Genomic DNA, 23,251 nt, shown 5'->3' with positions numbered 1-23,251 from the left:
ATGTATCTTGTGTTTCGGTTGGGCGCGCTATCCTGCCGTATGCGCCTTCCGCTGACAAACGATTTAACACTGCATTTACATCAATTTCATCCCCGGTTTGATACGAGTTTCCTATAGGTTGCACTCGCTCACGCTTTTACGGGTTGCACCTTTGAAAAGTGTTAACTACCGCATAAAACCAGGCTTCCCGCACAAAAGCCAGCACGTTTTCCCAGCTAACCATTCGTTAACAATCCATTCATTTTCCGGGTTGCAAACCAGGTCACATTTAACATGGTTGCACAAAGTTGCAACATGGGGGATATTTCACGCTATCTACAGAACGCTATTACAGAACAACAGGAGCTTTGGCATGGGTATGACCACCATGGGGGTTAAGCTGGATGACGCAACCCGCGAACGGATTAAGACCGCAGCAACCCGCATTGACCGCACGCCGCACTGGTTAATTAAGCAGGCGATTTTTAACTATCTCGAAAGACTCGAGAGCGATGAGGGCCTGCCGGAGCTGCCTGCCCTGCTGGCCGGCGCGGCGAATGAAAGCGAAGAAGCCCCGGCCGCTGGCGACGAGAACCATCAGCCGTTCCTTGAATTCGCCGAGCAGATCCTGCCGCAGTCCGTCAGCCGTGCCGCCATTACCGGCGCCTACCGCCGTGCCGAAACCGACGCCGTGCCGATGCTGCTGGAGCAGGCCCGCCTGCCGGAAGCCATTGCCGCACAGGCGCACAGCCTGGCGTATCAGTTAGCCGACAAGCTGCGCAACCAGAAAACCGCCACCGGCCGCGCCGGGATGGTTCAGGGTCTGCTGCAGGAGTTTTCCCTCTCCTCTCAGGAAGGCGTGGCCCTGATGTGTCTGGCGGAAGCGCTGCTGCGTATTCCGGATAAAGCCACTCGCGACGCGCTGATCCGCGACAAGATCAGCAACGGCAACTGGCATTCCCACATTGGCCGTAGCCCGTCGCTGTTCGTCAACGCCGCCACCTGGGGCCTGCTGTTTACCGGCAAACTGGTCTCCACCCATAACGAAGCCAACCTCTCCCGCTCTCTGAACCGCATCATCGGCAAGAGCGGCGAGCCGCTGATCCGCAAAGGCGTGGACATGGCGATGCGCCTGATGGGCGAGCAGTTTGTGACCGGGGAAACCATTGCCGAAGCGCTGGCGAACGCCCGCAAGCTGGAAGATAAAGGTTTCCGCTACTCGTACGACATGCTGGGCGAAGCGGCCCTGACCGCCGCCGACGCGCAGGCCTACATGGTCTCTTACCAGCAGGCGATCCACGCCATCGGTAAAGCGTCCAACGGTCGCGGTATTTATGAAGGCCCGGGCATCTCTATCAAGCTCTCTGCTCTGCACCCGCGCTACAGCCGCGCGCAGTACGACCGTGTGATGGAAGAACTCTACCCGCGCCTGAAATCCCTGACCCTGCTGGCGCGCCAGTATGACATCGGGATCAACATTGACGCCGAAGAGGCCGACCGTCTGGAGATCTCCCTCGATCTGCTGGAAAAACTGTGCTTCGAGCCGGAGCTGGCAGGCTGGAACGGCATTGGCTTCGTTATCCAGGCCTACCAGAAGCGCTGCCCGTTCGTCATTGATTACCTGATTGACCTGGCCAGCCGCAGCCGCCGTCGCCTGATGATCCGTCTGGTGAAAGGCGCCTACTGGGACAGCGAAATCAAACGCGCCCAGATGGAAGGGCTGGAAGGCTATCCGGTCTATACCCGCAAGGTATACACCGACGTCTCTTACCTCGCCTGTGCGAAAAAGCTGCTCGGCGTGCCGAACCTGATCTATCCGCAGTTCGCTACCCACAACGCCCACACCCTGGCGGCGATCTACAGCCTGGCCGGGCAAAACTACTATCCGGGCCAGTACGAGTTCCAGTGCCTGCACGGCATGGGTGAACCGCTGTACGAGCAGGTCACCGGTAAAGTGGCGGACGGCAAGCTGAACCGCCCATGCCGAATCTATGCTCCGGTGGGAACGCACGAAACCCTGCTGGCGTACCTCGTGCGTCGTCTGCTGGAAAACGGCGCGAACACCTCCTTCGTTAACCGTATCGCCGACACCACGCTGCCGCTGGACGAGCTGGTGGCCGACCCGGTGCAGGCCGTTGAGAAGATGGCGGCGCAGGAAGGCCAGGTTGGCCTGCCGCATCCGAAGATTGCCCTGCCGCGCGAGCTTTACGGCAAAGGCCGCGTCAACTCGGCGGGTCTGGATCTCGCCAACGAACACCGTCTGGCGTCCCTCTCCTCTGCCCTGCTCAACAGCGCGCTGCAGAAGTGGCAGGCCAAACCGATGCTGGAGCAGCCCGTTGCAGACGGCGAAATGCAGCCGGTGATCAACCCGGCCGAGCCGAAGGATATCGTCGGCTACGCGCGTGAAGCGACCGAAGCGGAAGTGGATCAGGCGCTGGACAGCGCGGTGAACAACGCCCCTATCTGGTTTGCCACGCCGCCGCAGGAGCGCGCCGCAATTCTGGAGCGTGCGGCGGTGCTGATGGAAGATCAGATGCAGTCGCTCATCGGCATTCTGGTGCGCGAGGCGGGTAAAACCTTCAGCAACGCGATTGCCGAAGTGCGCGAGGCCGTCGACTTCCTGCACTACTACGCCGGTCAGGTGCGCGATGATTTCGATAACGAAACCCACCGTCCGCTGGGTCCGGTCGTCTGTATCAGCCCGTGGAACTTCCCGCTGGCGATCTTCACCGGCCAGATTGCCGCCGCGCTGGCTGCAGGCAACAGCGTGCTGGCAAAACCGGCAGAGCAGACCCCGCTGATTGCCGCGCAGGGTATCAACATTCTTCTGGAAGCCGGCGTGCCGGCGGGCGTGGTTCAGCTGCTGCCGGGCCGCGGTGAAACGGTCGGTGCCAAACTGACCTCCGACAACCGCGTGCGCGGCGTGATGTTTACCGGTTCGACCGAAGTGGCGTCGCTGCTGCAGCGCAACATTGCCACCCGTCTGGATGCGCAGGGCCGCCCTACGCCGCTCATCGCGGAAACCGGCGGGATGAACGCCATGATCGTTGACTCCTCCGCGCTCACCGAGCAGGTGGTGGTCGACGTGCTGGCCTCCGCGTTCGACAGCGCCGGTCAGCGCTGCTCCGCCCTGCGCGTGCTGTGCCTGCAGGACGACGTGGCGGACCACACGCTGAAGATGCTGCGCGGCGCGATGGCCGAATGCCGCATGGGCAACCCGGGCCGTCTCACCACCGATATCGGGCCGGTGATCGACGCGGAAGCCAAAGCCAACATCGAAAACCACATTCAGACCATGCGCGCGAAAGGACGTCCGGTATTCCAGGCGGTGCGTGAGAACAGCGAAGATGCCCGCGAATGGCGGACCGGCACCTTTGTGCCGCCAACGCTGATTGAGCTGGCAAGCTTCGACGAGCTGAAAAAAGAGGTCTTCGGCCCGGTGCTGCACGTGGTGCGCTACAACCGTAACAACCTGAACGAGCTGGTTGAGCAGATCAACGCCTCCGGCTATGGCCTGACGCTCGGCGTGCATACCCGTATCGACGAGACTATCGCGCAGGTGACCGGCAGCGCCAAAGTGGGCAACCTGTACGTCAACCGCAACATGGTCGGCGCGGTCGTGGGCGTGCAGCCGTTCGGCGGCGAAGGTCTCTCCGGCACCGGTCCGAAAGCGGGCGGTCCGCTCTACCTGTACCGTCTGCTGGCGAACCGACCGGAGAACGCCCTGGGCGTCACCCTGGCACGCCAGGATGCGGACTATCCGGTGGATGCGCAGCTGAAAACCGTGCTGACCCAGCCGCTGGAGGCGCTGATCGCCTGGGCGGAAAAACGCCCTGAACTGCGTGCCGTTGCCCAGCAGTACGGCGAGCTGGCGCAGGCGGGCACGCAGCGTCTGCTGCCGGGTCCAACCGGCGAGCGCAACACCTGGACGCTGATGCCGCGCGAGCGCGTGCTGTGCGTGGCCGATAACGAGCAGGACGCGCTGGTGCAGCTGGCCGCCGCGATGGCAACCGGCTGTGAAGTGCTGTGGCCGGAAGATGCCCTGCATCGCGATCTCGCCAAACAGCTGCCGAAGGCGGTCTCTGCCCGCATTCGCTTTGCGAAAGCCGACAACCTGCTGACCCAGCCGTTTGATGCGGTGATTTATCACGGTGATTCCGACCAGCTGCGCGAACTGTGCGAGCAGGTTGCGGCCCGCAGCGGTGCCATCGTTTCCGTGCAGGGCTTTGCGCGCGGGGAAACCAACCTGCTGCTGGAGCGTCTGTACGTGGAGCGTTCGCTCAGCGTCAACACCGCGGCGGCAGGCGGTAACGCCAGCCTGATGACAATAGGCTAACGCTGTGTTAATAAGGCTCCGGAGACGGAGCCTTATTTTATTGGGGAGTATATGAAACGATATCTTATCGCCAGTGCAGCACTGCTAATGAGCGCCAGCGCGCTGGCCGACGAGTGCGACAAAGCGACCACCCAGCTTGAACTGAATACCTGTAGCGCGCAGCAGTACCAGGCTGCCGATAAAAAGCTCAACCAGACCTATCAGGCCGCCGTTAAGCGTGCGGCAGCGCCCCAGCGAGACCTGCTGAAAAAAGCGCAGCAGGCGTGGATTACCCTGCGCGATGCGGACTGCGCGTTTATCGGTTCAGGGACGGAAGGCGGGAGCGTCCAGCCAATGATTGTTAACCAGTGCCTGGCGGAAAAAACCGTGGAGCGAGAAGCGTTTCTGGCCTCGCTGATGCAGTGTGAAGAGGGCGACTTAAGCTGCCCTCTCCCGCCGGGCTGAGGGATCCCCACAAAATAATACCTGCACAGACGGCCCCCTCTCCCTTGAGGGAGAGGGCTGGGGTGAGGGGGAACATACAGCTCTGGTGGTCATTCCGTTCACTTTACGTTCCTTGCTACTTTGTAACGTCATAGCCTGTGAACGTGCCGGGGTGGCTCAGTCGCCACCCCCCTGGCAACCCGGGCTCCCGGCGGTAAATCGCCGCTTCGCGGTGCCCTCGTCTTATTCCTTCCGGCTTATCGGGGACGGGCGGAGGTAACATCCCTGTAAAGCCCGCCCTCTCGGCGCATCCCTGCGCCTCGCCCCGGCCGGAAGGCAAACGCCTCAGCGACTTACAGCCGGACCAGAGCGTCGCTGAGAGTAAATCATTTGGCTTCGAAAACCGGAATCGCTTCTGGTTAAAAAATTCCTGGAACTCCCTCTTCCGCCGGGAAACTAGCGTAAACGGATCCCTTCAATAATCATCCGCTGCACGTTTTCCAGCGTGCTGTGGAAAAACGCCTCGTCCTGGAGCGTTTTACCGGTCACCGCCTCAACCTGGGCCGCAAAGTCAGCGTAATGCTGGGTGGAGGCCCAAATCATAAAGATCAGATGATGCGGGTCGACCGGGGCCAGCTTTCCGCTGGCGACCCACCCGGCAATAATGGCCGACTTATCGTCCACCAGCTGTTTTAAATCTCCGGTTAATTCCGCCTGCAGCAGCGGCGCGCCCTGCAGCATCTCAAGACAAAACAGTCGCGACGCCTGCGGGTAATCGCGCGACACCTCCAGCTTCAGGCGAATGTACTCTTTGATCGCCACCAGCGGGGCCAGCTCTGCGCGGAATGCTTTGAGGGGCGCCAGCCAGATATCGAGGATCTGCTGCATCACCGCCACATAGAGCGCCTCTTTCGACGGGTAATAGTAAAGCAGATTGGTTTTGGATACGCCGGACTGCTCCGCCACCTGCTCCAGGCGCGTGCCGTGAATACCAAACTGCGAAAAAGTCTCCAGCGCCGCGCTGAGGATCGCCTGCTTCTTGGCGCTCACCGCCTGCGAACGTTTACCTGGTGTTTTCACTGCGCCTTGTGTCATTCCCGCTCTCCTTATTCTGCGTTGCCCTCAGCATAGCAAAACCCCCGTCTCGCCACGACATCCTGCACTCCGATCGCGCATGAATGCCTGTTTTCTGTGCAATGTTTTTGACCAGTTAGTCCACATTTAACCGCATCAATCCACCAACTTCTAATTAACACATTAATAACACAGCCATTTTCAAAACTGGCACTGCCTTTGCAAAAACACCGTTACACCTGCGACGTAATGAAGAGAGGTTCGTGATGAAAATTGGCGTATTTGTACCCATCGGCAACAACGGCTGGCTTATCTCGACCACTGCACCGCAATACATGCCGACCTTTGAGCTCAATAAAGCCATCGTGCAGAAAGCGGAACACTACCATTTCGACTTTGCGCTTTCGATGATCAAGCTGCGCGGCTTTGGCGGCAAAACCGAATTCTGGGACCACAACCTGGAGTCCTTTACCCTGATGGCCGGGCTGGCCGCGGTCACCTCGCGGATCCAAATCTACGCCACCGCCGCCACCCTCACCCTGCCCCCGGCGATCGTCGCGCGCATGGCCTCTACCATCGACTCGATCTCCGGCGGGCGCTTTGGCGTCAACCTGGTCACCGGCTGGCAAAAACCGGAGTACGAGCAGATGGGGCTCTGGCCGGGTGACGACTACTTCTCGCGTCGCTACGACTACCTGACCGAATACGTGCAGGTGCTGCGCGATCTGTGGGGGACCGGAAAAAGCGATTTCAAGGGCGATTTCTTCACCATGAACGACTGCCGCGTCAGCCCGCAGCCATCGGTGCCGATGAAGGTGATTTGCGCCGGACAGAGCGACGCGGGGATGGAGTTTTCCGCCAAATACGCCGACTTTAACTTCTGCTTCGGTAAAGGGGTGAACACGCCAGCCGCCTTCGCCCCGACCGCCGCGCGCATGAAAGAGGCCGCCGACAGGACCGGGCGCGACGTGGGCTCCTACGTGCTGTTCATGGTGATCGCCGACGAAACCGACGACGCCGCGCGCGCGAAATGGGAGCGCTATAAGGACGGCGCCGACGAGGAGGCCCTGAGCTGGCTCACCGAGCAGAGCCAGAAAGATACCCGCTCCGGGGCGGATACCAACGTGCGCCAGATGGCCGACCCGACCTCCGCCGTCAATATCAACATGGGCACGCTGGTCGGCTCGTACGCCAGCGTCGCCAGAATGCTCGACGAAGTGGCGGCCGTGCCCGGTGCGGAAGGCGTTCTGTTGACCTTCGACGATTTCCTGACCGGCGTGGAGACCTTCGGCGAGCGCATCCAGCCGCTGATGCAGTGCCGCGCCCACATCCCTGCCGTCACGAAGGAGGTGGCGTAATGACCACTCTTAACGCACGCCCGGAAGCCATCACCTTCGCGCCTCAGCAGAGCGCGCTGATCGTGGTGGACATGCAAAACGCCTACGCCAGCCAGGGCGGTTATCTGGATCTGGCGGGGTTCGACGTCTCCGCCACCCGGCCGGTGATTGAGAACATTAAAACTGCCGTCGCCGCCGCGCGCGCCGCGGGCATGCTCATCATCTGGTTCCAGAACGGCTGGGATGACCAGTACGTCGAGGCCGGCGGCCCCGGCTCGCCCAACTTCCACAAGTCGAACGCCCTGAAAACCATGCGTAAACGGCCCGAACTGCAGGGCAAGCTGCTGGCGAAAGGCGGCTGGGACTATCAGCTGGTGGATGAGCTGGTCCCGCAGGCGAGCGATATTGTCCTGCCCAAACCGCGCTACAGCGGCTTTTTCAACACGCCGCTCGACAGCCTGCTGCGCAGCCGGGGCATTCGCCATCTGGTGTTCACCGGCATCGCCACCAACGTCTGCGTGGAGTCGACCCTGCGCGACGGCTTTTTCCTCGAGTATTTTGGCGTGGTGCTGGAAGACGCGACCCATCAGGCCGGGCCGGAATTCGCCCAGAAAGCGGCCCTGTTCAATATCGAAACCTTTTTTGGCTGGGTCAGTAACGTCGCCGATTTCTGCGACGCCCTGAATCCCCCGCTCGCCCGTATCGCCTGAGGAGACACCTGATGCCGAAATCCGTAATCATCCCGCCGGGTACCAGTACGCCGATTGCCCCGTTTGTCCCCGGCACCCTCGCCGACGGCGTAGTGTATGTCTCCGGCACGCTGCCGTTTGATAAAGACAACAACGTGGTGTTTATCAACGACCCAAAGGCGCAAACCCGCCACGTGCTGGAGACGATCAAAACCGTGATCGAAACGGCGGGTGGCACGATGGAGGATGTGACCTTCAACAGCATCTTTATCACCGACTGGAAAAACTACGCCGCGATTAACGAGATATACGCCGAGTTCTTCCCCGGCGATAAACCGGCGCGGTTCTGCATTCAGTGCGGGCTGGTGAAGCCAGAGGCGCTGGTTGAAATCGCCACCGTTGCGCACATCGCGAAGTGAGGCAGGTATGAAACTTTCCGTCTCGCCGCCCCCGTATGAAGGCGCGCCCGTGGTGGTCTTTATTTCCGGTCTCGGGGGCAGCGGCAGCTACTGGCTGCCCCAGCTGGCCGCGCTGGAGCCGGAGTATCAGGTGGTTTGCTATGACCAGCGCGGAACGGGCAATAACCCCGCCCCCCTGCCAGAAGGCTACAGCCTTGCGCAGATGGCGGACGAGCTGGCCCAGGCGCTGGCTGAAGCCGGAATTGTCCGCTACAGCGTCGTGGGTCACGCGCTGGGGGCGCTGGTCGGCCTGCAGCTGGCCCTCGACAGGCCCGACGCCCTCACCGCGCTGGTGTGCGTCAACGGCTGGTTGACCCTCAACGCCCACACCCGCCGCTGCTTTCAGATCCGCGAGCGCCTGCTGCATTACGGCGGCGCACAGGCGTGGGTCGAGGCGCAGCCGCTGTTTCTCTACCCTGCGGACTGGATGGCCGCCCGCGCTCCCCGCCTGGAGGCAGAAGAGGCGCTGGCGTTGGCCCATTTCCAGGGCAAAACCAATCTGCTGCACAGGCTCAGTGCCCTGAAAAAGGCCGACTTCAGCCGCCATGCGGCGCGCATTCGCTGCCCGGTCCAGATCGTCTGTTCCGCCGACGACATGCTGGTGCCTTCCGTCTGCTCGTCCGAGCTGCAGGCGGCGATCCCGCACAGCCACGTCGCGGTGATGCGCCAGGGCGGGCACGCCTGCAACGTCACCGAGCCGGATACCTTCAACACCCTGCTGCTGAACGGGCTTGCCAGCCTGCTGCACAGCCCGGAACCCGCTTTATAAGGAGCTTTAATGAGCGAAGCCATTACCCCCGCCGCGCTGGAAACGCTGTTCACCGGCGCCCGCACCCATAACGGCTGGCAGAATATTGCCGTCAGCGACGAAACGCTGCGCGAAATCTACAACCTGATGAAATGGGGGCCAACGTCCGCCAACTGCTCCCCGGCGCGAATTGTGTTTGTGCGAAGCGCGGAGGGAAAAGAGAAGCTGCGCCCGGCGCTCTCCAGCGGCAACCTCGAGAAAACGCTCACCGCCCCGGTCACGGCGATTGTCGCCTGGGACGGTGAATTCTACGAGCGCCTGCCCGAGCTGTTCCCGCACGGCGATGCAAAGAGCTGGTTTACCACCAGCCCCGCGCATGCGGAAGAGACCGCCTTTCGCAACAGCTCAATGCAGGCCGCTTACCTGATTTTCGCCTGTCGCGCACTGGGGCTGGACACCGGCCCGATGTCGGGATTTGACCGCCAAAAGGTCGACGAAGCCTTTTTCTCCGGCACGACGCTTAAAAGCAATCTGCTGATCAACATTGGCTACGGCGATACCCGCAAACTTTACGGGCGCCTGCCGCGCCTGGACTTCGACGATGCCTGCGGGCTGGCGTAAGGAGCGATGATGACAACACCGGATAAACAAACCTTTCGCGACGCCATGGCCTGCGTTGGCGCGGCGGTCAACATCATCACCACCGACGGCCCGGCGGGGATGGCAGGCTTCACCGCCAGCGCGGTGTGCAGCGTAACGGATTCACCGCCCACCCTGCTGGTGTGCCTGAACCGCGGCGCGTCCGTCTGGCCAACGTTTAGCGAAAACCGCACCCTTTGCGTGAATACCCTGAGCGCCGGACAGGAGCCTTTATCTAACCTGTTTGGCGGGAAAACGCCGATGGCGGAACGCTTTGCCGCCGCCCGCTGGCAGACGGGCGACACGGGCTGTCCGCGCCTGGAAGATGCGCTGGCCTCGTTTGACTGCCGCATAAGCCAGGTGGTGAGCGTCGGCACCCACGACATTCTGTTTTGCGACATTATTTCGATTATTCGCCACCCCGCGCCGCAAGGGCTGGTGTGGTTTGACCGCGGCTATCACGCGCTTATGCGACCCGCCTGTTAACCCGCCTTAAGGAGACAGACCATGTTCGGATTTCCCCACTGGCAGTTGAAATCGACCTCCACAGAAGCAGGCGTGGTCGCGCCGGATGAACGTCTCCCGCTCGGGCAGACGATGGTGATGGGCGTTCAGCACGCGGTCGCCATGTTTGGCGCCACGGTGCTGATGCCGATGCTGATGGGACTCGATCCCAACCTGTCTATTTTGATGTCGGGTATCGGTACCCTGCTGTTCTTTTTCGTCACCGGCGGGCGCGTGCCCAGCTATCTCGGCTCCAGCGCCGCCTTTGTCGGGGTGGTCATCGCCACCACCGGGTTTAACGGCCAGGGGATCAACCCCAACCTGAGCGTGGCCCTCGGCGGCATCATCGCCTGCGGCCTGGTGTACACCCTGATTGGTCTGGTGGTGATGAAAATCGGCACGCGCTGGATCGAGCGAATGATGCCCCCGGTCGTGACGGGCGCCGTGGTGATGGCGATAGGCCTCAACCTCGCGCCGATTGCGGTCAGGAGCGTCTCCGCCTCGCCGTTTGAAAGCTGGATGGCGGTGATCACGGTGCTGTGCATCGGTCTGGTGGCGGTGTTCACGCGCGGCATGATCCAGCGGCTGCTGATTCTGGTCGGACTCATCGTGGCTTGCCTGGTCTACGCCCTGCTGGCCAACGTTTTCGGTCTGGGCAAGCCGGTTGATTTTACGCTGCTCCACCAGGCCGCCTGGTTCGGCCTGCCGAAGGTGACCTCTCCCACCTTTAACACCCAGGCGATGATGCTTATCGCACCGGTGGCGGTGATCCTGGTGGCGGAGAACTTAGGCCACCTGAAGGCGGTTGCGGGAATGACCGGGCGCAGCATGGATCCGTACATGGGCCGCGCGTTCGTCGGTGACGGTCTGGCGACCATGCTCTCCGGTTCCGTAGGCGGCAGCGGCGTCACCACCTATGCTGAAAACATCGGCGTGATGGCGGTGACCAAGGTCTACTCGACGCTGGTCTTCGTGGCGGCGGCGGTGATGGCGATGCTGCTCGGTTTCTCACCGAAGTTCGGCGCGCTGATCCACACCATTCCGTCCCCGGTCATCGGCGGGGCATCGATTGTGGTGTTTGGGCTGATCGCCGTAGCCGGCGCGCGTATCTGGGTGCAGCATCGCGTCGATCTCAGCCAGAACGGCAACCTGATTATGGTGGCGGTCACGCTGGTGCTGGGCGCGGGTGATTTTGCCCTGACGCTGGGCGGCTTTACGATTGGTGGGATTGGCACGGCGACCTTCGGCGCGATCCTGCTTAACGCCCTGCTGAGCCGCCGGATGGCCTCCGCGCCGCAGGGCGCCGTGGTGCATCAGGATTCGTGAAATCAACATGTCGGGTGACGGCCAGGCCTTACCCGTCATGTACACTCTTTCAGAACAACAGGTAGTAAAGCAATCACTCTTGCTCAAACAGCCGTTCGATAGATTTTGTAGGGAAGAACAAAGAATGGCTGTTTTCCGCTGTCAGCGGGATAAAACCCTGCTTCAGATAAAATCGTTTTGCCCGCTCGTTAAGGGCATCAACAAATATTCCGTGTACCCCCACAGCCTGTGAAGCCAGGTAGACAACGCGCATAGCATGCGCAACGAGCGTTGTTCCCCACTCGTTTCCCTGTAGTGTTTTATCTACAGCCAGACGTCCCAGCGTCACGCTGGGTACGTTGATATAAGGGATCCGGCGCTGCTGAGTCTTAGAAGGAAGCATCGCTCTTTCAAAACAGCTTCCCGATAACGTGTAATAACCCAGGACACGCGGACGATCGCGCTCTTTAAGCAGGTAGGCTCGTAAAATACGCCCATTGTGCTGACGCACCAGATGTTCAGCAAGGAAGGCATTTAGCGAGGGTTCGCCACAATCAAAATCCTCGAAGTCATAATCGGTTCCCTCTGATAACATTTCGATCGTGAGATTCTCCACGGCGCTTCACTCCATGTTTCGAAGCCGTTTTGCTGCTCGTTTCAGGCGTTCATTTGGCTCAGGCGGATTGTCGATGGCATCCATCACCGCAGTCCATGATGCTTCGTTTAATACGAGACGACGGTGCTGCTCGATGACCTCTGCAGCACGCTCTGACGCACTGTTCACCATAAACTGGGTGATCGTTTGGTTCGTCATCGCCGCCGCTTCTTCAATCATTGTTTTGTCTTCGTCCGTTAAGCGAAGATCGATACGCTGTTTTTTAAGTGCTGGCATGGTTTACATCACCGTGTACGGTATTTATCCGTACACATCGTAAATAAGCCTGTCCATTTTTTCAATCTAAACCTTCTTTTGCAGTCAAATCCCTGACCTCACCCCGACGCTTTCTGAGCTTTAACTCGCTCACCAGCACCCCCGCGACAATAAATGCCGCGCCCACCAGCGCCAGAAGCGGCAAACGCTCACCTGCAATGCGTCCGAAAATCCCCGCCCAGACCGGTTCGCCGGTATAAATCACCGTCGCGCGGGTTGGCGATACGCTGCGCTGCGCCCAGTTCATGGTGACCTGAATAATGGCGCTGAAGATACCCAGCCCCAGTGCGACCACCACCAGGCCGGTGGACATCGGCGGCACGGATTCCCCTGCCGGAACCATCGTCGCAAACGCCACCAGCGACGCGGTGGCAAGCTGCACCACCGTCACCCTTTTGACGTCGACCTTGCCCGCCCAGGCGCTAATCAGAATAATTTCCGCCGCAATCGCAATCGCCCCAATCAGGGTGATGATTTCGCCCGGCCCCAGTGCAAGCAGGTTATTTTCCGGCCCGGCCAGTAAGATCAGGCCGATAAACGCCAGCACGATGCCAATACAGGACATCAGCCCCGGCAGCCGCCCCAGGCACAGCCACTGCAGTAGCGGCACCAGCGGCACATACATGGCGGTGATAAACGCGGATTTACTGCTGGAGATGGTCTGCAATCCCCACGTCTGCAGGCTGTAGCCCATCGCTATCGCCACCCCAATCGCCACGCCGGCCTTAAGTTCTTTCAGCGTCAGCCCCCGCAGCGTTTTAAGCGAAATCAGCCCCACGGCAAGCGCCGCCGTCGCAAAGCGCAGGCCAACAAAAAAGAACGGATCGCTGAGGGTCACCGCGTACTGAACGGCCAGAAACGTCCCGCCCCAGAACATGGTGATGAGAATGAGGATGGCTTCCTGCGGTTTTACGGAGAATTTGAAGCGTGAGACAGACATGCGGCACTCGCGGTTAAGATCAATTCTCTAGTGTGCGTTGCCTTTGGTTACAGTTCAATGTTGCAGAAATAAAAAAACCGCCGGGAGATCCCGGCGGCAGGGGTTCAACCCGGCGTGTTACTTACTGCTGCCGTGGCTGTTTTTCCCCCTTTCTTGCCAGCTTCAGATGCGCGTTGCGGGTCATTCTTGAAGTTGCCCCCGCTATGCTGGCCACCTTTACGGCCTGCTTCTGATGCTCTTTCACGGTCTTCTGCGAAATTACCTGAACCACCACGATGGTTTGCCATCTCTAACCTCCAGAATGTGAAACATTAGACATCATATTGCATTCAGTAAAAGAGGATTCTTTCACCTCGCAACACAAGGACAGTGCCTTTATCTGTGCCGCGTGAAACTAAGCTTAGTGGAATGCCGCTATCCGGCAAGCCGCAGGTAATATTCTGCAACATGAACTCAGCCTTTCGGGTGATATGACGCGGCGGCGATTCATAAACCTTTCTTATCATTTCAAAAATCCGCCGCCAAAAAGTTGTTTCATTTTGCTACAAAGCCTTTTTGTAACCATATTGTTATAAATCAAAGAAATGCCGTTCATTTTTGCAGTCTGGCTGTGATGGCATATCTTTAAAAGAACGCAGCGATCCGCTGTCAGAAAAACCAACGAGGAGTGATGCAAAATGGCAAAAGTTCTGGTGCTCTATTATTCCATGTATGGACACATTGAAACCATGGCTCACGCGGTAGCAGAAGGTGCGAACAGGGTTGATGGCGTTGAGGTTGTGGTGAAACGCGTACCGGAAACCATGCAGGCGGAAGCCTTCCTGAAAGCCGGGGGGAAAACGCAAAACGCCCCGGTCGCCACCCCGCAGGAGCTGGCGGACTATGATGCCATTATCTTCGGCACACCGACCCGCTTCGGCAATATGTCAGGCCAGATGCGCACCTTCCTCGATCAAACCGGCGGACTTTGGGCATCCGGCGCGCTCTACGGCAAACTCGCCAGCGTATTCAGCTCTACCGGCACCGGCGGCGGTCAGGAGCAGACGATTACCTCAACCTGGACTACCCTTGCTCATCACGGGATGGTGATTGTGCCGATTGGCTACGGCGCCCAGGAGTTGTTTGACATTTCCCAGGTGCGAGGCGGTACGCCGTACGGCGCAACCACCATTGCCGGTGGGGATGGCTCACGTCAGCCAAGCAATGAAGAACTGTCTATCGCCCGCTATCAGGGTGAATACGTCGCGGGTCTGGCCAAAAAACTGAACGGCTAACACCCAACAGGAGGACAAGCATGCCAACTCAAGAATCCAAAGCTCATCACGTGGGCGAATGGGCAAGTTTACGCAACACCTCTCCGGAGATTGCCGAAGCTATCTTTGAAGTCGCGAAGTACGATGAAAAGCTGGCCGAGCAGATTTGGGAGGAAGGTAACGATGAGGTGCTGGTGCGCGCCTTCGAAAAAACGGATAAAGACTCGCTCTTCTGGGGCGAGCAAACCATCGAACGTAAAAACGTCTAAGCGTTTCCCCCCGCCGCAGCGGGGGGTTCTCCTTTACTTCGCCGCGTTATTCATTACCGCATTGAATTTATCGACAGGACAGAAGCCGTTCGCATCCACCGGGCAGCCTTTCAGCTCCAGGGTCACGCGCTGCGCGGGCGACTGCAGCGACAGCACGCTGGCGTTACGCAGCTGCTCTGAGCTCTGGTAGACATACTCAATTTTCATCAGCTCCTGGTTGGCATTTTTGTCATGCCAGCGCTGGAAGACAATCTTGCCGCCAATCGGGGTGCGCTCCTGCTGGTCGTGCAGCTGATACGGTTTGAAATCCAGGGCCGTCAGCAGGGAAGCAATGTTCGAGTCATGCCCCACCAGCAGGGTGATTTTCGGCGCTTTTGCCTGTTCGGTAACCAGCGTTTTATCAATGTACTTCACCAGCGGCTTCGCCACGTTTTGCGCCACCTCGGTAGAGGTAAACAGCGAGTCCTGATAGCCGTTTTTCAGCTTCGACAGCACGCGCCACTGCTGGTCGGTTTTGATTTCGCCCCAGGCCACCTGGTCGGCCGGGAAGCCTTCGTAATACTGCAGCGTGAACGCATCCACCAGCGAGTTGCCCACCTTCAGCGGCCCGGATACGCCAGGCTCTTTTTCATAGTCGGCGCTGAAGGTATCTTTCGCGTCCGCCAGCGAGCAGACCTTTTTCTCTTTGCAGGACGGAGAATCGGCGTAGTTCGTCATTTGCTCCAGCAGCTTATAGCTTTCGGTAAGCTGCATTTTCTGCCGCTCGGACTCCATCGCCTTGAGCGCTTTTTCGCGGAATTCCGGCGAGTTATCGGTAATCACCGGATTAAAGGTCGGATCCATGGTGCCCATTTTTTCCTGATGGTGCACGGGAACGTCGCAGCCAGGGAACGCGCCGGTGATAAAGAACTGCGCGGTGGCGACGGTACGCTGCAGGCTGTTGGCGTAAGCATAAACGCTATCCGCCGCCGGGCATTCTCCCGTCTTCACCATCCCCTGCTGCGCCAGCCACTCGCGCATGTAATGGCCCATATAGACTTCCAGCACGCCGCCCTTGGTGGTGAGCTGGCCGCCCGGCACCTCCCACTCCGGCCACTGCTTCGGCGTGGACTGCTCCAGCACGCTGCCGTTATTGGCGAGCGGTGCGCGCAGGTTGTGACGGCTCATGATTAAAACTTGCTCCAGCTGATACCCTTCCGGCGTCTCTTGCGCCTGCACGCCAAACGTTGCTGAAATGGAACCGGCGACCGCCAGCGCGAGTAGTGCTTTTCTCATCCCTAATTCCTCACTCGTTTTAAAATGTCGCGTTCAGTGTGACAGATTCGTGACAATTTTCCGGGAAGCATTTCTCAAACTGATGATTAACGTGCTTACGGTGTGCACCAATAAGTTTTATAATAAAACCACACCCCACCGGAGAATTGACCGTGAAACGTACCCGCCTCGAAGAGAGCACCTGCCCCGTCGCCCGTTCACTGGATATCATCGGCGACTGGTGGTCGCTGCTGATCGTGCGCGACGCGCTGCGCGGGATTAAACGCTTCGGCGAGTTCCAGAAAAGCCTCGGCATCGCCAAAAACATGCTGACCGCGCGGCTAAAACTGCTGGTCGACGAAGGCATCCTCCGGCTTCAGCCCGCGTCCGACGGCAGCGCCTGGCAGGAGTATGTCCTGACCGAGAAAGGGCGCGCCCTGCAAACGGTGCTGGTTGCCCTCTCCCAGTGGGGCAATGAATTTTTGTTTGCTGAAAACGAATGCGGCACCGTGCTGGTCGATGCTGAACAGCGCAAACCCCTGCGCAAGCTGGCGCTTATCGCCGACGATGGGCGCGAACTGACGCCTGAAGAGATCGTGGCAAAACTTCCCACCTGATCGTAACCGCGGCAAAAGCACAAAATGCTCAGCAAAATGGTTGCATTATAAAACCAAATAGCAGAGAGTTTATTCAGTTTCATCTTGAAACCAAATAACCCACTTTGCCCTGAGGTAACACACGATGACTACGCAAATCACCACCGCCCTGATTACGGGTGCCTCTTCCGGGATTGGTGCCGTTTATGCCGATCGCCTTGCCGCGCGCGGCGCTAACCTGGTGCTGGTCGCCCGTCGCGAAGATCGCCTGAAAACCCTTGCCGCCGACCTTCGCGCGCGCTATGGCGTGGCCGTCGATATTCTGGTGGCCGATCTTACCGATGAAGCCGGGATCCGCGCCGTGGAAGAGGAGCTGCGCAGCAACACCGCCATTGATACGCTCATTAACAACGCGGGTACCGCCCAGATGGCGCCGTTCCTCGCAGGCGATGTGGCACAGCATCAGGCCATTAACACCCTGAACACCACGGCGCTGATGCGTCTGACCTACGCCATCCTGCCCCGCCTGGCGCAGAACAATCGCGGCACGCTGATCAATATCGCATCCGTGCTGGCCCTGCACGTCCGGGCGGGCAGCGCGCTCTACAGCGCCACCAAGGCGTGGGTTCTGAGCTTTACCCGTGGGTTACAGGAAGAATTTGCCGACAGCAGCGTGCGCATTCAGGCCGTGCTGCCCGCCGCCACGGCGACGGAAATCTGGAGCCATTCGGGCGTCACGGTGAACGATCTGCCGGAAGGATCGGTGATGACCACCGACGATATGGTGGATGCATCGCTGGCGGGTCTGGATCAGGGTGAAACGATCACCATCCCGCCGATGCATGACGCCAGCCTGTGGGATCGCTACGAAGCGGCACGTCTTGAGCTGTTCAACAGCGCGCGCACCGGCATTCCGGCACCGCGCTACGCAAAACGGTAGCCTAACGCTCAAGCTGGTCGCCGTACTCGCTCATCCAGGCGGCCAGCGGGGAGAGTGCGTCCTGCAGGGTTAACCCCAGCTCGGTGATCTGATACTCCACGCGCGGCGGGATCTCCGGGTAGACCGTCCGCGTCACCAGCCCGCGCTGCTCAAACAGGCGCAGCTGCTTCGTCAGCTCTTTCTGCGTGATGGGGGCAGCGGCCCGCAGCAGATCGCCAAAGCGTACGGGCGTGTTGAACACAATCAAACGGTACAGAATGGGGATCGCCCATTTACCGGAAATCAGGTTAACAAACTGCGTCATCGGGCAGGTATACGCCTCAGATTTTTTTTCACAGCACTCCTCCAGCATTTCTGCCATAGCACACCTCTTGCCTCTTTAGTATCCATTTGGTACCTGGTTTCCTTTCGATACTAACGTTTCTATAGTGCTTTCTCCAGTGACATTTCAGGAGAAGAACATGGGTCGTTTAACAGATAAATATACGCTGATTACCGGCGGCACCAGCGGCATCGGTCTTGCCACCGCGCAGGCGTTTATCGCCGAAGGCGCGCGCGTCGCCGTGACCGGACGCAACCCGGACACCCTCGCCGAAGCAGAACGTATTCTTGGCGATAAGGCTTGGGTGATCCCGACCGATGCGGGAGATATCGCCTCGCAAAAAGCGCTGGCGGAAACCCTCGCCGCCCGCTGGCCACGCCTGGACGCGGTGTTTCTCAACGCCGGTGACGTGACGCACGCGCCGCTGGAAGCCTGGCAGGAGGATGCGTGGGACCGCCTGATGAGCATTAACCTGAAGGGGCCGTTCTTTTTAATTCAGGCGCTGCTGCCGCTGCTGAATAACCCGTCGTCGGTGATCCTCTGCGGCTCGGTGAGCGCGCGCATCGGCCTGCCCACCAGCAGCGTGTATGCCGCGAGCAAGGCCGCCCTGCTGTCGCTAGCGCGCACGCTGTCGGCGGAGCTGCTGCCGCGCGGGATCCGCGTCAACGGGCTGAGCCCCGGTCCGGTGGAAACCCCGGCGTTTACCAAAACGGGCTTAAGCGACGAGGCGCTTAACGCGATGATGGCGGAGATCATCAAGCTGGTGCCGCTCGGCAGAATGGGCTCGACGACGGAGCTGGCAAAAGCCGCGCTCTATCTGGCGTCCGACGAGTCGAGCTACACGGTGGGAACGGAGCTGCTGGTGGACGGCGGAATGGGGAGTTTGTAACTCAAAAGGCGCTGATGCCGGTGATGATGCCGACATACAGCGCCGCCCATGCGCAGGCGGAAAGCAGGCTGACGGCGTAGACCCTGACTGCATTCAGCCTGAGCATCCCCGCCGCCAGCGGCACGATGTAGCGCAACACCGCCAGAAAACGCGACGTAAACAGCACGATGACACCGTTCTTTTGCAGCTGATGCTGTACCCGCAAGAACTTATCGGCATGCTTTGAGGTGAAACGCGTGACCAGCCGGGTGTGCCCCATCAGCTGGCCGATATGGTAGTTCAGCACCGAACCCGCCGTTGCCCCCAAAACTATGGCCAGCCACGCCAGCGCAGGATGCATGCTCGTCTGGCTAACGGTAATGCCCGCCAGCAGCATCACCGAGGCGGGCGGCAGCACGGAGGAGATCAGCACCGTCGATTTACTCAGCGCCATCACAAATAACAGCGCGAAAAGATGTGCCGGATACAGCGCAAAATGATTCAGCAGATTATCAAACCACGCCATTACCCTCTCCTTCGTTGATTATTTAATCCTCCATTAGAAATGAATTAACCTAAATAAACCCTCAACATTTTATTAATAAAAATCGTCTAAACCGTTCTTAAACATTATTTAATTTCCTGAGCGGTAAATTTTAATAAGCGTATTATTCCTCTCGTTTTACAACGATCTCGTTATGGCGAGGCTCCTGTACAAATACACGTTATCGCTCTGGTAGGTTCGAGAGAACCGACACAGGGTAAAACAGGCACTGTCGAATCAAGGCTTTGTCAGTATAACTTCCCTCGCGGGATACGGTGTACAGTGCTGAACCCAGGACGTGGGGATCTCCTCTTCGACATGCCCTGTCTTGCTCGCCCCTGAGAGAAGTTATTATTCAAAGGGAATTCACTATGTCTTACGCTATTCACAACCAGAATCTGGCATTCAATGACAGCGCCATTGCGCAATATATGAATACCGATTTTATTGTCCTCGATATTTCATTATGCGTGGCGCTGGCGCGCGAGCAATTCTTCGAAAAATTAAAAGACGACGATATTCCGTCTCATATTTTTATTGAAGACAATGGCCGCCTGGCGGGCATGATTGCCGTGCGTAAATTGCTGCAGACCGCCGACACGGTACAGCCGGTGAAATCGCTGATGATTTCGCAGTTTTTGCAGGTCAAACCGGAGGATGAACGTGCCGACGTTGCCGGACTGCTGGCGCACGGCGGCGCGGATGTGGTGCCCGTGGTCACCCACGGCAAGCTCGTCGGCTGCCTGACCGAGCGCGAAATCGCCCATCTGCTGGAAGATGACGTCACCGAAGACGCCCAGCTTCAGGGGGCGACGCTGCCGCTGGAGAAGCCCTATCTGGACACCAGCCCGTATAGTCTGTGGAAGAAACGCTCCGTCTGGCTGCTGCTGCTGTTTGTCGCGGAGGCCTACACCAGCTCGGTGATCCAGCATTTTGAAGAGGCGCTGGAGTCCGCCATCGCGCTGGCGTTCTTTATTCCACTGCTGATCGGCACGGGCGGCAACAGCGGGACGCAGATCACCTCCACGCTGGTGCGCGCCATGGCGCTGGGGGAAGTCCGCCTGCGCGACGTTGGCCGCGTGCTGCGTAAAGAGATGACCACCTCGCTGATGATTGCCGCCACGCTCGGTGTCGCCGGGTGCATTCGCGCCTGGATGATGGGGATTGGGCTGGAAATCACGCTTATCGTCAGCCTGACGCTGGTGTGCATTACGCTCTGGAGTGCGATCGTGTCGTCGGTCATTCCGATGGTGCTCAAGCGCTGCGGCATTGACCCGGCGGTCGTCTCCGCGCCGTTTATCGCGACGCTTATCGACGGCACCGGGCTGATTATCTACTTCAAGATCGCGCAATATACGCTGGGGCTGGAATAACGCGGTCCGCCAGCTGGAACACCGCTAGTGAAAACGCCTCAATCGCCAGGGCGACATCTTCAGCCATCACCGATTCCGCCGGATGGTGGCTGACGCCCCCTTTGCAGCGCACAAACAGCATGCCGACCGGCCAGCGTTCCGCGATGGCAATCGCATCGTGGCCCGCACCGCTGGGCAGCGATAGCGAGCGCCCCTGTACCGCTGCAACGGCCTCCCCCAGCACGTTTTGCAGGTGGATATCGCACGGCGTGGCGGCAATGCGGTAAAACTCCTCGGCGCTGAAGTCCAGACCGCGGCGCGAGGCGATCGCCTGCGCATGTTCCAGCAGGTCGTTAAGCAACCGATCCAGCGGCGCATCCTGCGGCCCGCGAATATCCAGCGAGAGCTGAACCTCGCCGGGGATCACGTTCACCGCCCCCGGCAGACAGCGCAGCTTGCCAACCGTCGCCACCAGGTTGCCGCCCTGCTGTCGGGTAGCGTTTTCAATGATAACCATCCACTCGGCGGCGGCGGCCAGCGCGTCCCTGCGGTGGAGCATCGGTACGGTTCCCGCGTGCCCGGCCTCGCCGGTAAAGCGGCAGTTCAGACGGCGCGCGCCGTTAATGGCTTCCACCACGCCAAGGGCGAGCGCCTCCTGCTCAAGGCATGGCCCCTGCTCAATATGCAGCTCCAGATAGGCGCTGAAATCCTCCTGACGGCGCGCGGCATGCAGCACGCGGGCAGGATCGAGCCCCACCAGGGTCATCGCCTGCGCCACGCTGATCCCGCTGGCGTCGGCTTTTTCCAGCCAGCCCTGCGGCCAGGTGCCCGTCATCCCCCGGCTGCCTAACAGCGTAATGCCGAAGCGGGTTCCCTCTTCGTCGCAAAAGCCGACAATCTCGATGGCCTGCGCCAGATGCACCCCCTGCTGGTGCAGGCTGTCCACCACCTCAATGGCGGCAAGCACGCCGAGCATGCCGTCGTAGCGCCCGGCATTGCGCACGGTATCGAGATGCGAGCCGAGCAGCACCGCCTGCGCCCCTTCCTGCGCGCCCTCATAGCGTCCACAGATATTGCCCACGCTGTCCTGCCAGACGGTCATTCCCGCCTGGCTCATCCACTGCCCTACTAGCTGGTTGGCCTGCAGATGCTGGGTGGAGAGATAGACCCGCGTCAGCGCATCCGGGGTTTCGCTGATGGCGGCAAGCGCGTCGGCGCGCGCCATCACCCGTTCTGCCGCCGGGCTCATTGCGGCGTCTCGCGGCGATAGTGGTCCCACGCGGCCTGCATGGCGGCACCCTGCGTGGTGGTGAATTTCAGGTAGTTCAGCACCGACTCCAGCGCGCTCAGGGTGGTCATCACGCAGTCTTTGCGCGCGTTGTAGCCCATGGTGCCAATGCGCCACACTTTGCCGTGCAGCGGGCCAAACGAGGTGCCGATTTCAATCCCGAAATCCTCCAGCATCAGCTTGCGCACCTGGTCGCCGTTGACGCCCTGCGGGATCGCCACGCCCAGCACGTTGTTCATCTTGTGCTTCAGGTCGCCGAAGGTCTCAAGCCCCATCGCCTGAATGCCCTTCAGCAGCGCATCGCCGTGCAGCTTATGACGCGCGATGCCGTTATCCAGCCCTTCCTGCAGGATCAGCCGCGCGCACTCGCGGGCGCCAAACAGCGCGGTCGTGGCTTCGGTGTGGTGGTTCAGGCGCTCCGGCCCCCAGTAGTCCATCACCATGCCGAGATCGAAGTAGTTGGAGTAGATCATCTCCTCGTCGCCGTCGCGGTGGGCGTCGGTGCGGATGCCCTCCTCAACGCATTTGCGGCGGCGGATCGCCTCCTCCATGCGCGCGCTCAGGGTGATCGGAGACGTGCCCGACGGCCCGCCGAGGCACTTCTGCATCCCGGCAGAGACGGCGTCCAGCCCCCAGGCGTCGGTCTCCAGCGCGTTGCCGCCGAGCGACGCGGTGGCGTCGGTGTAGAACAGCACGTCGTAGCGGCGGCAGATCGCGCCGAGCTCGGCGAGCGGCTGCAGCATGGTGGTGGAGGTGTCGCCCTGCACGGTCAGCAGCAGGCGCGGGCGAATACGCTTAATCGCATCCTCGACCTGGTCCGGGGTGAACACCTCGCCCCACGGCACCTCGATGGTATGCACCTCCGCGCGGCAGCGGCGGGCAATTTCGCACAGCAGATGGCCAAAGCGGCCAAAGACCGGTACCAGCACCTTATCTCCCGGGCGGATGGCGGAGACCAGAATGGCTTCAATTCCCGCGCGGGAGGTGCCGTCCACCAGCATCGTCCAGCGGTTCTCGGTGCGGAACACCCCACGATAGAGCGCCATCACCTCGTTCATGTAGTGGGTCATGGCCGGATCGTACTGGCCGATCAGCTGGCTCGACATGGCGCGCAGCACGCGCGGGTCGGCGTTGATCGGGCCCGGCCCCATCAGCAGGCGCTGGGGCGGATTGATTTGCGGAAATTGTGCGATATCCATTGT

25 protein-coding genes and 1 riboswitch are annotated in these 23,251 nt (G+C 60.0%); of the genes, 15 read left to right on the top strand and 10 right to left on the bottom strand.

Going from position 1 to position 23,251, the window contains the following annotated elements; translation table 11 throughout:
- Positions 1–352 precede the first annotated feature (352 nt).
- Together putA and ACMGGX_RS17585 are read left to right on the top strand one after the other, a co-directional pair.
- Positions 353–4,315: a trifunctional transcriptional regulator/proline dehydrogenase/L-glutamate gamma-semialdehyde dehydrogenase gene (gene putA, locus ACMGGX_RS17590; protein WP_181594796.1), complete on the top strand. Its 3,963-nt coding sequence runs from the start codon at positions 353–355 to the stop codon at positions 4,313–4,315.
- Between the two features lie 51 nt (positions 4,316–4,366).
- Positions 4,367–4,759: a lysozyme inhibitor LprI family protein gene (locus ACMGGX_RS17585; protein ID WP_063439641.1), complete on the top strand. Its 393-nt coding sequence runs from the start codon at positions 4,367–4,369 to the stop codon at positions 4,757–4,759.
- Positions 4,760–5,194: 435 nt separating this feature from the next.
- On the opposite strand, the gene rutR is transcribed toward ACMGGX_RS17585, so the two are convergent.
- Complete coding sequence (gene rutR / locus ACMGGX_RS17580) at positions 5,195–5,833, bottom strand: HTH-type transcriptional regulator RutR (RefSeq protein WP_023311087.1); 639 nt, start codon at positions 5,831–5,833, stop codon at positions 5,195–5,197.
- A 245-nt stretch (positions 5,834–6,078) separates the two neighbouring features.
- Here rutR and rutA point away from each other — a divergent pair, with 245 nt between their 5' ends.
- The 7 genes from rutA to rutG are packed head-to-tail and all read left to right on the top strand — an operon-like array spanning position 6,079 to position 11,513.
- On the top strand, positions 6,079–7,170 hold the full coding sequence (rutA, locus tag ACMGGX_RS17575; protein ID WP_100167076.1) for a pyrimidine utilization protein A: 1,092 nt from the start codon (positions 6,079–6,081) through the stop codon (positions 7,168–7,170).
- Positions 7,170–7,859 (top strand): pyrimidine utilization protein B, encoded by a 690-nt coding sequence (gene rutB, locus ACMGGX_RS17570; RefSeq protein WP_181594794.1) that lies wholly within the window; start codon positions 7,170–7,172, stop codon positions 7,857–7,859. The genes rutA and rutB overlap by 1 nt, the downstream gene beginning before the upstream one ends.
- Positions 7,860–7,870: 11 nt before the next feature.
- Positions 7,871–8,257: a pyrimidine utilization protein C gene (gene rutC / locus ACMGGX_RS17565; RefSeq protein WP_010429508.1), complete on the top strand. Its 387-nt coding sequence runs from the start codon at positions 7,871–7,873 to the stop codon at positions 8,255–8,257.
- Positions 8,258–8,264: 7 nt separating this feature from the next.
- Positions 8,265–9,065, top strand: a complete 801-nt coding sequence (rutD, locus tag ACMGGX_RS17560; RefSeq protein WP_420298669.1) for a pyrimidine utilization protein D — start codon at positions 8,265–8,267, stop codon at positions 9,063–9,065.
- Positions 9,066–9,074: 9 nt separating this feature from the next.
- On the top strand, positions 9,075–9,665 hold the full coding sequence (locus ACMGGX_RS17555; protein ID WP_420298668.1) for a malonic semialdehyde reductase: 591 nt from the start codon (positions 9,075–9,077) through the stop codon (positions 9,663–9,665).
- A 9-nt stretch (positions 9,666–9,674) separates the two neighbouring features.
- Positions 9,675–10,169: an NADH-dependent FMN reductase RutF gene (rutF, locus tag ACMGGX_RS17550; RefSeq protein ID WP_023311082.1), complete on the top strand. Its 495-nt coding sequence runs from the start codon at positions 9,675–9,677 to the stop codon at positions 10,167–10,169.
- A gap of 21 nt (positions 10,170–10,190) precedes the next feature.
- Complete coding sequence (gene rutG, locus ACMGGX_RS17545) at positions 10,191–11,513, top strand: pyrimidine utilization transport protein G (RefSeq protein WP_420298667.1); 1,323 nt, start codon at positions 10,191–10,193, stop codon at positions 11,511–11,513.
- Positions 11,514–11,586: 73 nt separating this feature from the next.
- Here the strand turns inward: rutG and ACMGGX_RS17540 are convergent, their stop codons facing one another.
- The 4 genes from ACMGGX_RS17540 to ACMGGX_RS17525 all read right to left on the bottom strand — a co-directional run bounded on the left by ACMGGX_RS17540 (position 11,587) and on the right by ACMGGX_RS17525 (position 13,650).
- Positions 11,587–12,087: a GNAT family N-acetyltransferase gene (locus ACMGGX_RS17540; RefSeq protein WP_172421424.1), complete on the bottom strand. Its 501-nt coding sequence runs from the start codon at positions 12,085–12,087 to the stop codon at positions 11,587–11,589.
- A gap of 27 nt (positions 12,088–12,114) precedes the next feature.
- The gene (locus tag ACMGGX_RS17535; protein ID WP_023311079.1) at positions 12,115–12,384 is read right to left on the bottom strand and encodes a DUF1778 domain-containing protein; all 270 of its coding nucleotides are present in this window, start codon (positions 12,382–12,384) and stop codon (positions 12,115–12,117) included.
- A 61-nt stretch (positions 12,385–12,445) separates the two neighbouring features.
- Positions 12,446–13,363: a DMT family transporter gene (locus ACMGGX_RS17530; protein ID WP_045354558.1), complete on the bottom strand. Its 918-nt coding sequence runs from the start codon at positions 13,361–13,363 to the stop codon at positions 12,446–12,448.
- 104 nt (positions 13,364–13,467) lie between these two features.
- Positions 13,468–13,650, bottom strand: a complete 183-nt coding sequence (locus ACMGGX_RS17525; RefSeq protein ID WP_420289722.1) for a general stress protein — start codon at positions 13,648–13,650, stop codon at positions 13,468–13,470.
- Positions 13,651–14,040: 390 nt separating this feature from the next.
- On the opposite strand from ACMGGX_RS17525, the gene wrbA reads away from it, so the two are divergent.
- Positions 14,041–14,637: an NAD(P)H:quinone oxidoreductase gene (wrbA, locus tag ACMGGX_RS17520; protein ID WP_023311076.1), complete on the top strand. Its 597-nt coding sequence runs from the start codon at positions 14,041–14,043 to the stop codon at positions 14,635–14,637.
- Positions 14,638–14,657: 20 nt separating this feature from the next.
- The gene (locus ACMGGX_RS17515; RefSeq protein ID WP_008499832.1) at positions 14,658–14,885 is read left to right on the top strand and encodes a YccJ family protein; all 228 of its coding nucleotides are present in this window, start codon (positions 14,658–14,660) and stop codon (positions 14,883–14,885) included.
- Between the two features lie 33 nt (positions 14,886–14,918).
- Here the strand turns inward: ACMGGX_RS17515 and agp are convergent, their stop codons facing one another.
- Positions 14,919–16,160, bottom strand: coding sequence for a bifunctional glucose-1-phosphatase/inositol phosphatase (gene agp, locus ACMGGX_RS17510; protein WP_063439636.1), 1,242 nt, complete (start codon positions 16,158–16,160; stop codon positions 14,919–14,921).
- A gap of 152 nt (positions 16,161–16,312) precedes the next feature.
- On the opposite strand from agp, the gene ACMGGX_RS17505 reads away from it, so the two are divergent.
- Positions 16,313–16,756 carry a winged helix-turn-helix transcriptional regulator gene (locus ACMGGX_RS17505; protein ID WP_181594790.1) on the top strand — a complete coding sequence of 148 codons (444 nt, stop codon included), beginning with the start codon at positions 16,313–16,315 and terminating at the stop codon, positions 16,754–16,756.
- 124 nt (positions 16,757–16,880) lie between these two features.
- Complete coding sequence (locus tag ACMGGX_RS17500) at positions 16,881–17,675, top strand: SDR family NAD(P)-dependent oxidoreductase (RefSeq protein WP_420298666.1); 795 nt, start codon at positions 16,881–16,883, stop codon at positions 17,673–17,675.
- A 1-nt stretch (position 17,676) separates the two neighbouring features.
- On the opposite strand, the gene ACMGGX_RS17495 is transcribed toward ACMGGX_RS17500, so the two are convergent.
- Complete coding sequence (locus ACMGGX_RS17495) at positions 17,677–18,036, bottom strand: winged helix-turn-helix transcriptional regulator (RefSeq protein WP_032658098.1); 360 nt, start codon at positions 18,034–18,036, stop codon at positions 17,677–17,679.
- Between the two features lie 100 nt (positions 18,037–18,136).
- Between ACMGGX_RS17495 and ACMGGX_RS17490 the strand changes: the two genes are divergently transcribed.
- On the top strand, positions 18,137–18,886 hold the full coding sequence (locus tag ACMGGX_RS17490) for an SDR family oxidoreductase (RefSeq protein ID WP_181594787.1): 750 nt from the start codon (positions 18,137–18,139) through the stop codon (positions 18,884–18,886).
- A 1-nt stretch (position 18,887) separates the two neighbouring features.
- Here the strand turns inward: ACMGGX_RS17490 and ACMGGX_RS17485 are convergent, their stop codons facing one another.
- Positions 18,888–19,391, bottom strand: coding sequence for a DedA family protein (locus tag ACMGGX_RS17485; protein ID WP_032658101.1), 504 nt, complete (start codon positions 19,389–19,391; stop codon positions 18,888–18,890).
- 159 nt (positions 19,392–19,550) lie between these two features.
- A riboswitch (M-box (ykoK) riboswitch) is annotated at positions 19,551–19,720 on the top strand.
- A 60-nt stretch (positions 19,721–19,780) separates the two neighbouring features.
- Here ACMGGX_RS17485 and ACMGGX_RS17480 point away from each other — a divergent pair.
- Positions 19,781–20,782, top strand: a complete 1,002-nt coding sequence (locus tag ACMGGX_RS17480; RefSeq protein WP_023311069.1) for a magnesium transporter — start codon at positions 19,781–19,783, stop codon at positions 20,780–20,782.
- Here ACMGGX_RS17480 and hpxK read toward each other — a convergent pair.
- Together hpxK and ACMGGX_RS17470 are read right to left on the bottom strand one after the other, a co-directional pair.
- A complete protein-coding gene (gene hpxK / locus ACMGGX_RS17475; RefSeq protein WP_420298665.1) occupies positions 20,748–22,010 on the bottom strand; it encodes an allantoate amidohydrolase in 1,263 nt (420 codons plus the stop codon). The genes ACMGGX_RS17480 and hpxK overlap by 35 nt on opposite strands.
- A complete protein-coding gene (locus ACMGGX_RS17470; RefSeq protein WP_420298664.1) occupies positions 22,007–23,248 on the bottom strand; it encodes a pyridoxal-phosphate-dependent aminotransferase family protein in 1,242 nt (413 codons plus the stop codon). Before ACMGGX_RS17470 ends, hpxK begins: the two co-directional genes overlap by 4 nt.
- Positions 23,249–23,251 lie beyond the last annotated feature (3 nt).

This window comes from Enterobacter sp. BNK-29 (genome assembly GCF_048684785.1).
Lineage (GTDB): Bacteria > Pseudomonadota > Gammaproteobacteria > Enterobacterales > Enterobacteriaceae > Enterobacter > Enterobacter cloacae_M.
This window is presented reverse-complemented; position numbering and strand designations above follow the sequence as displayed.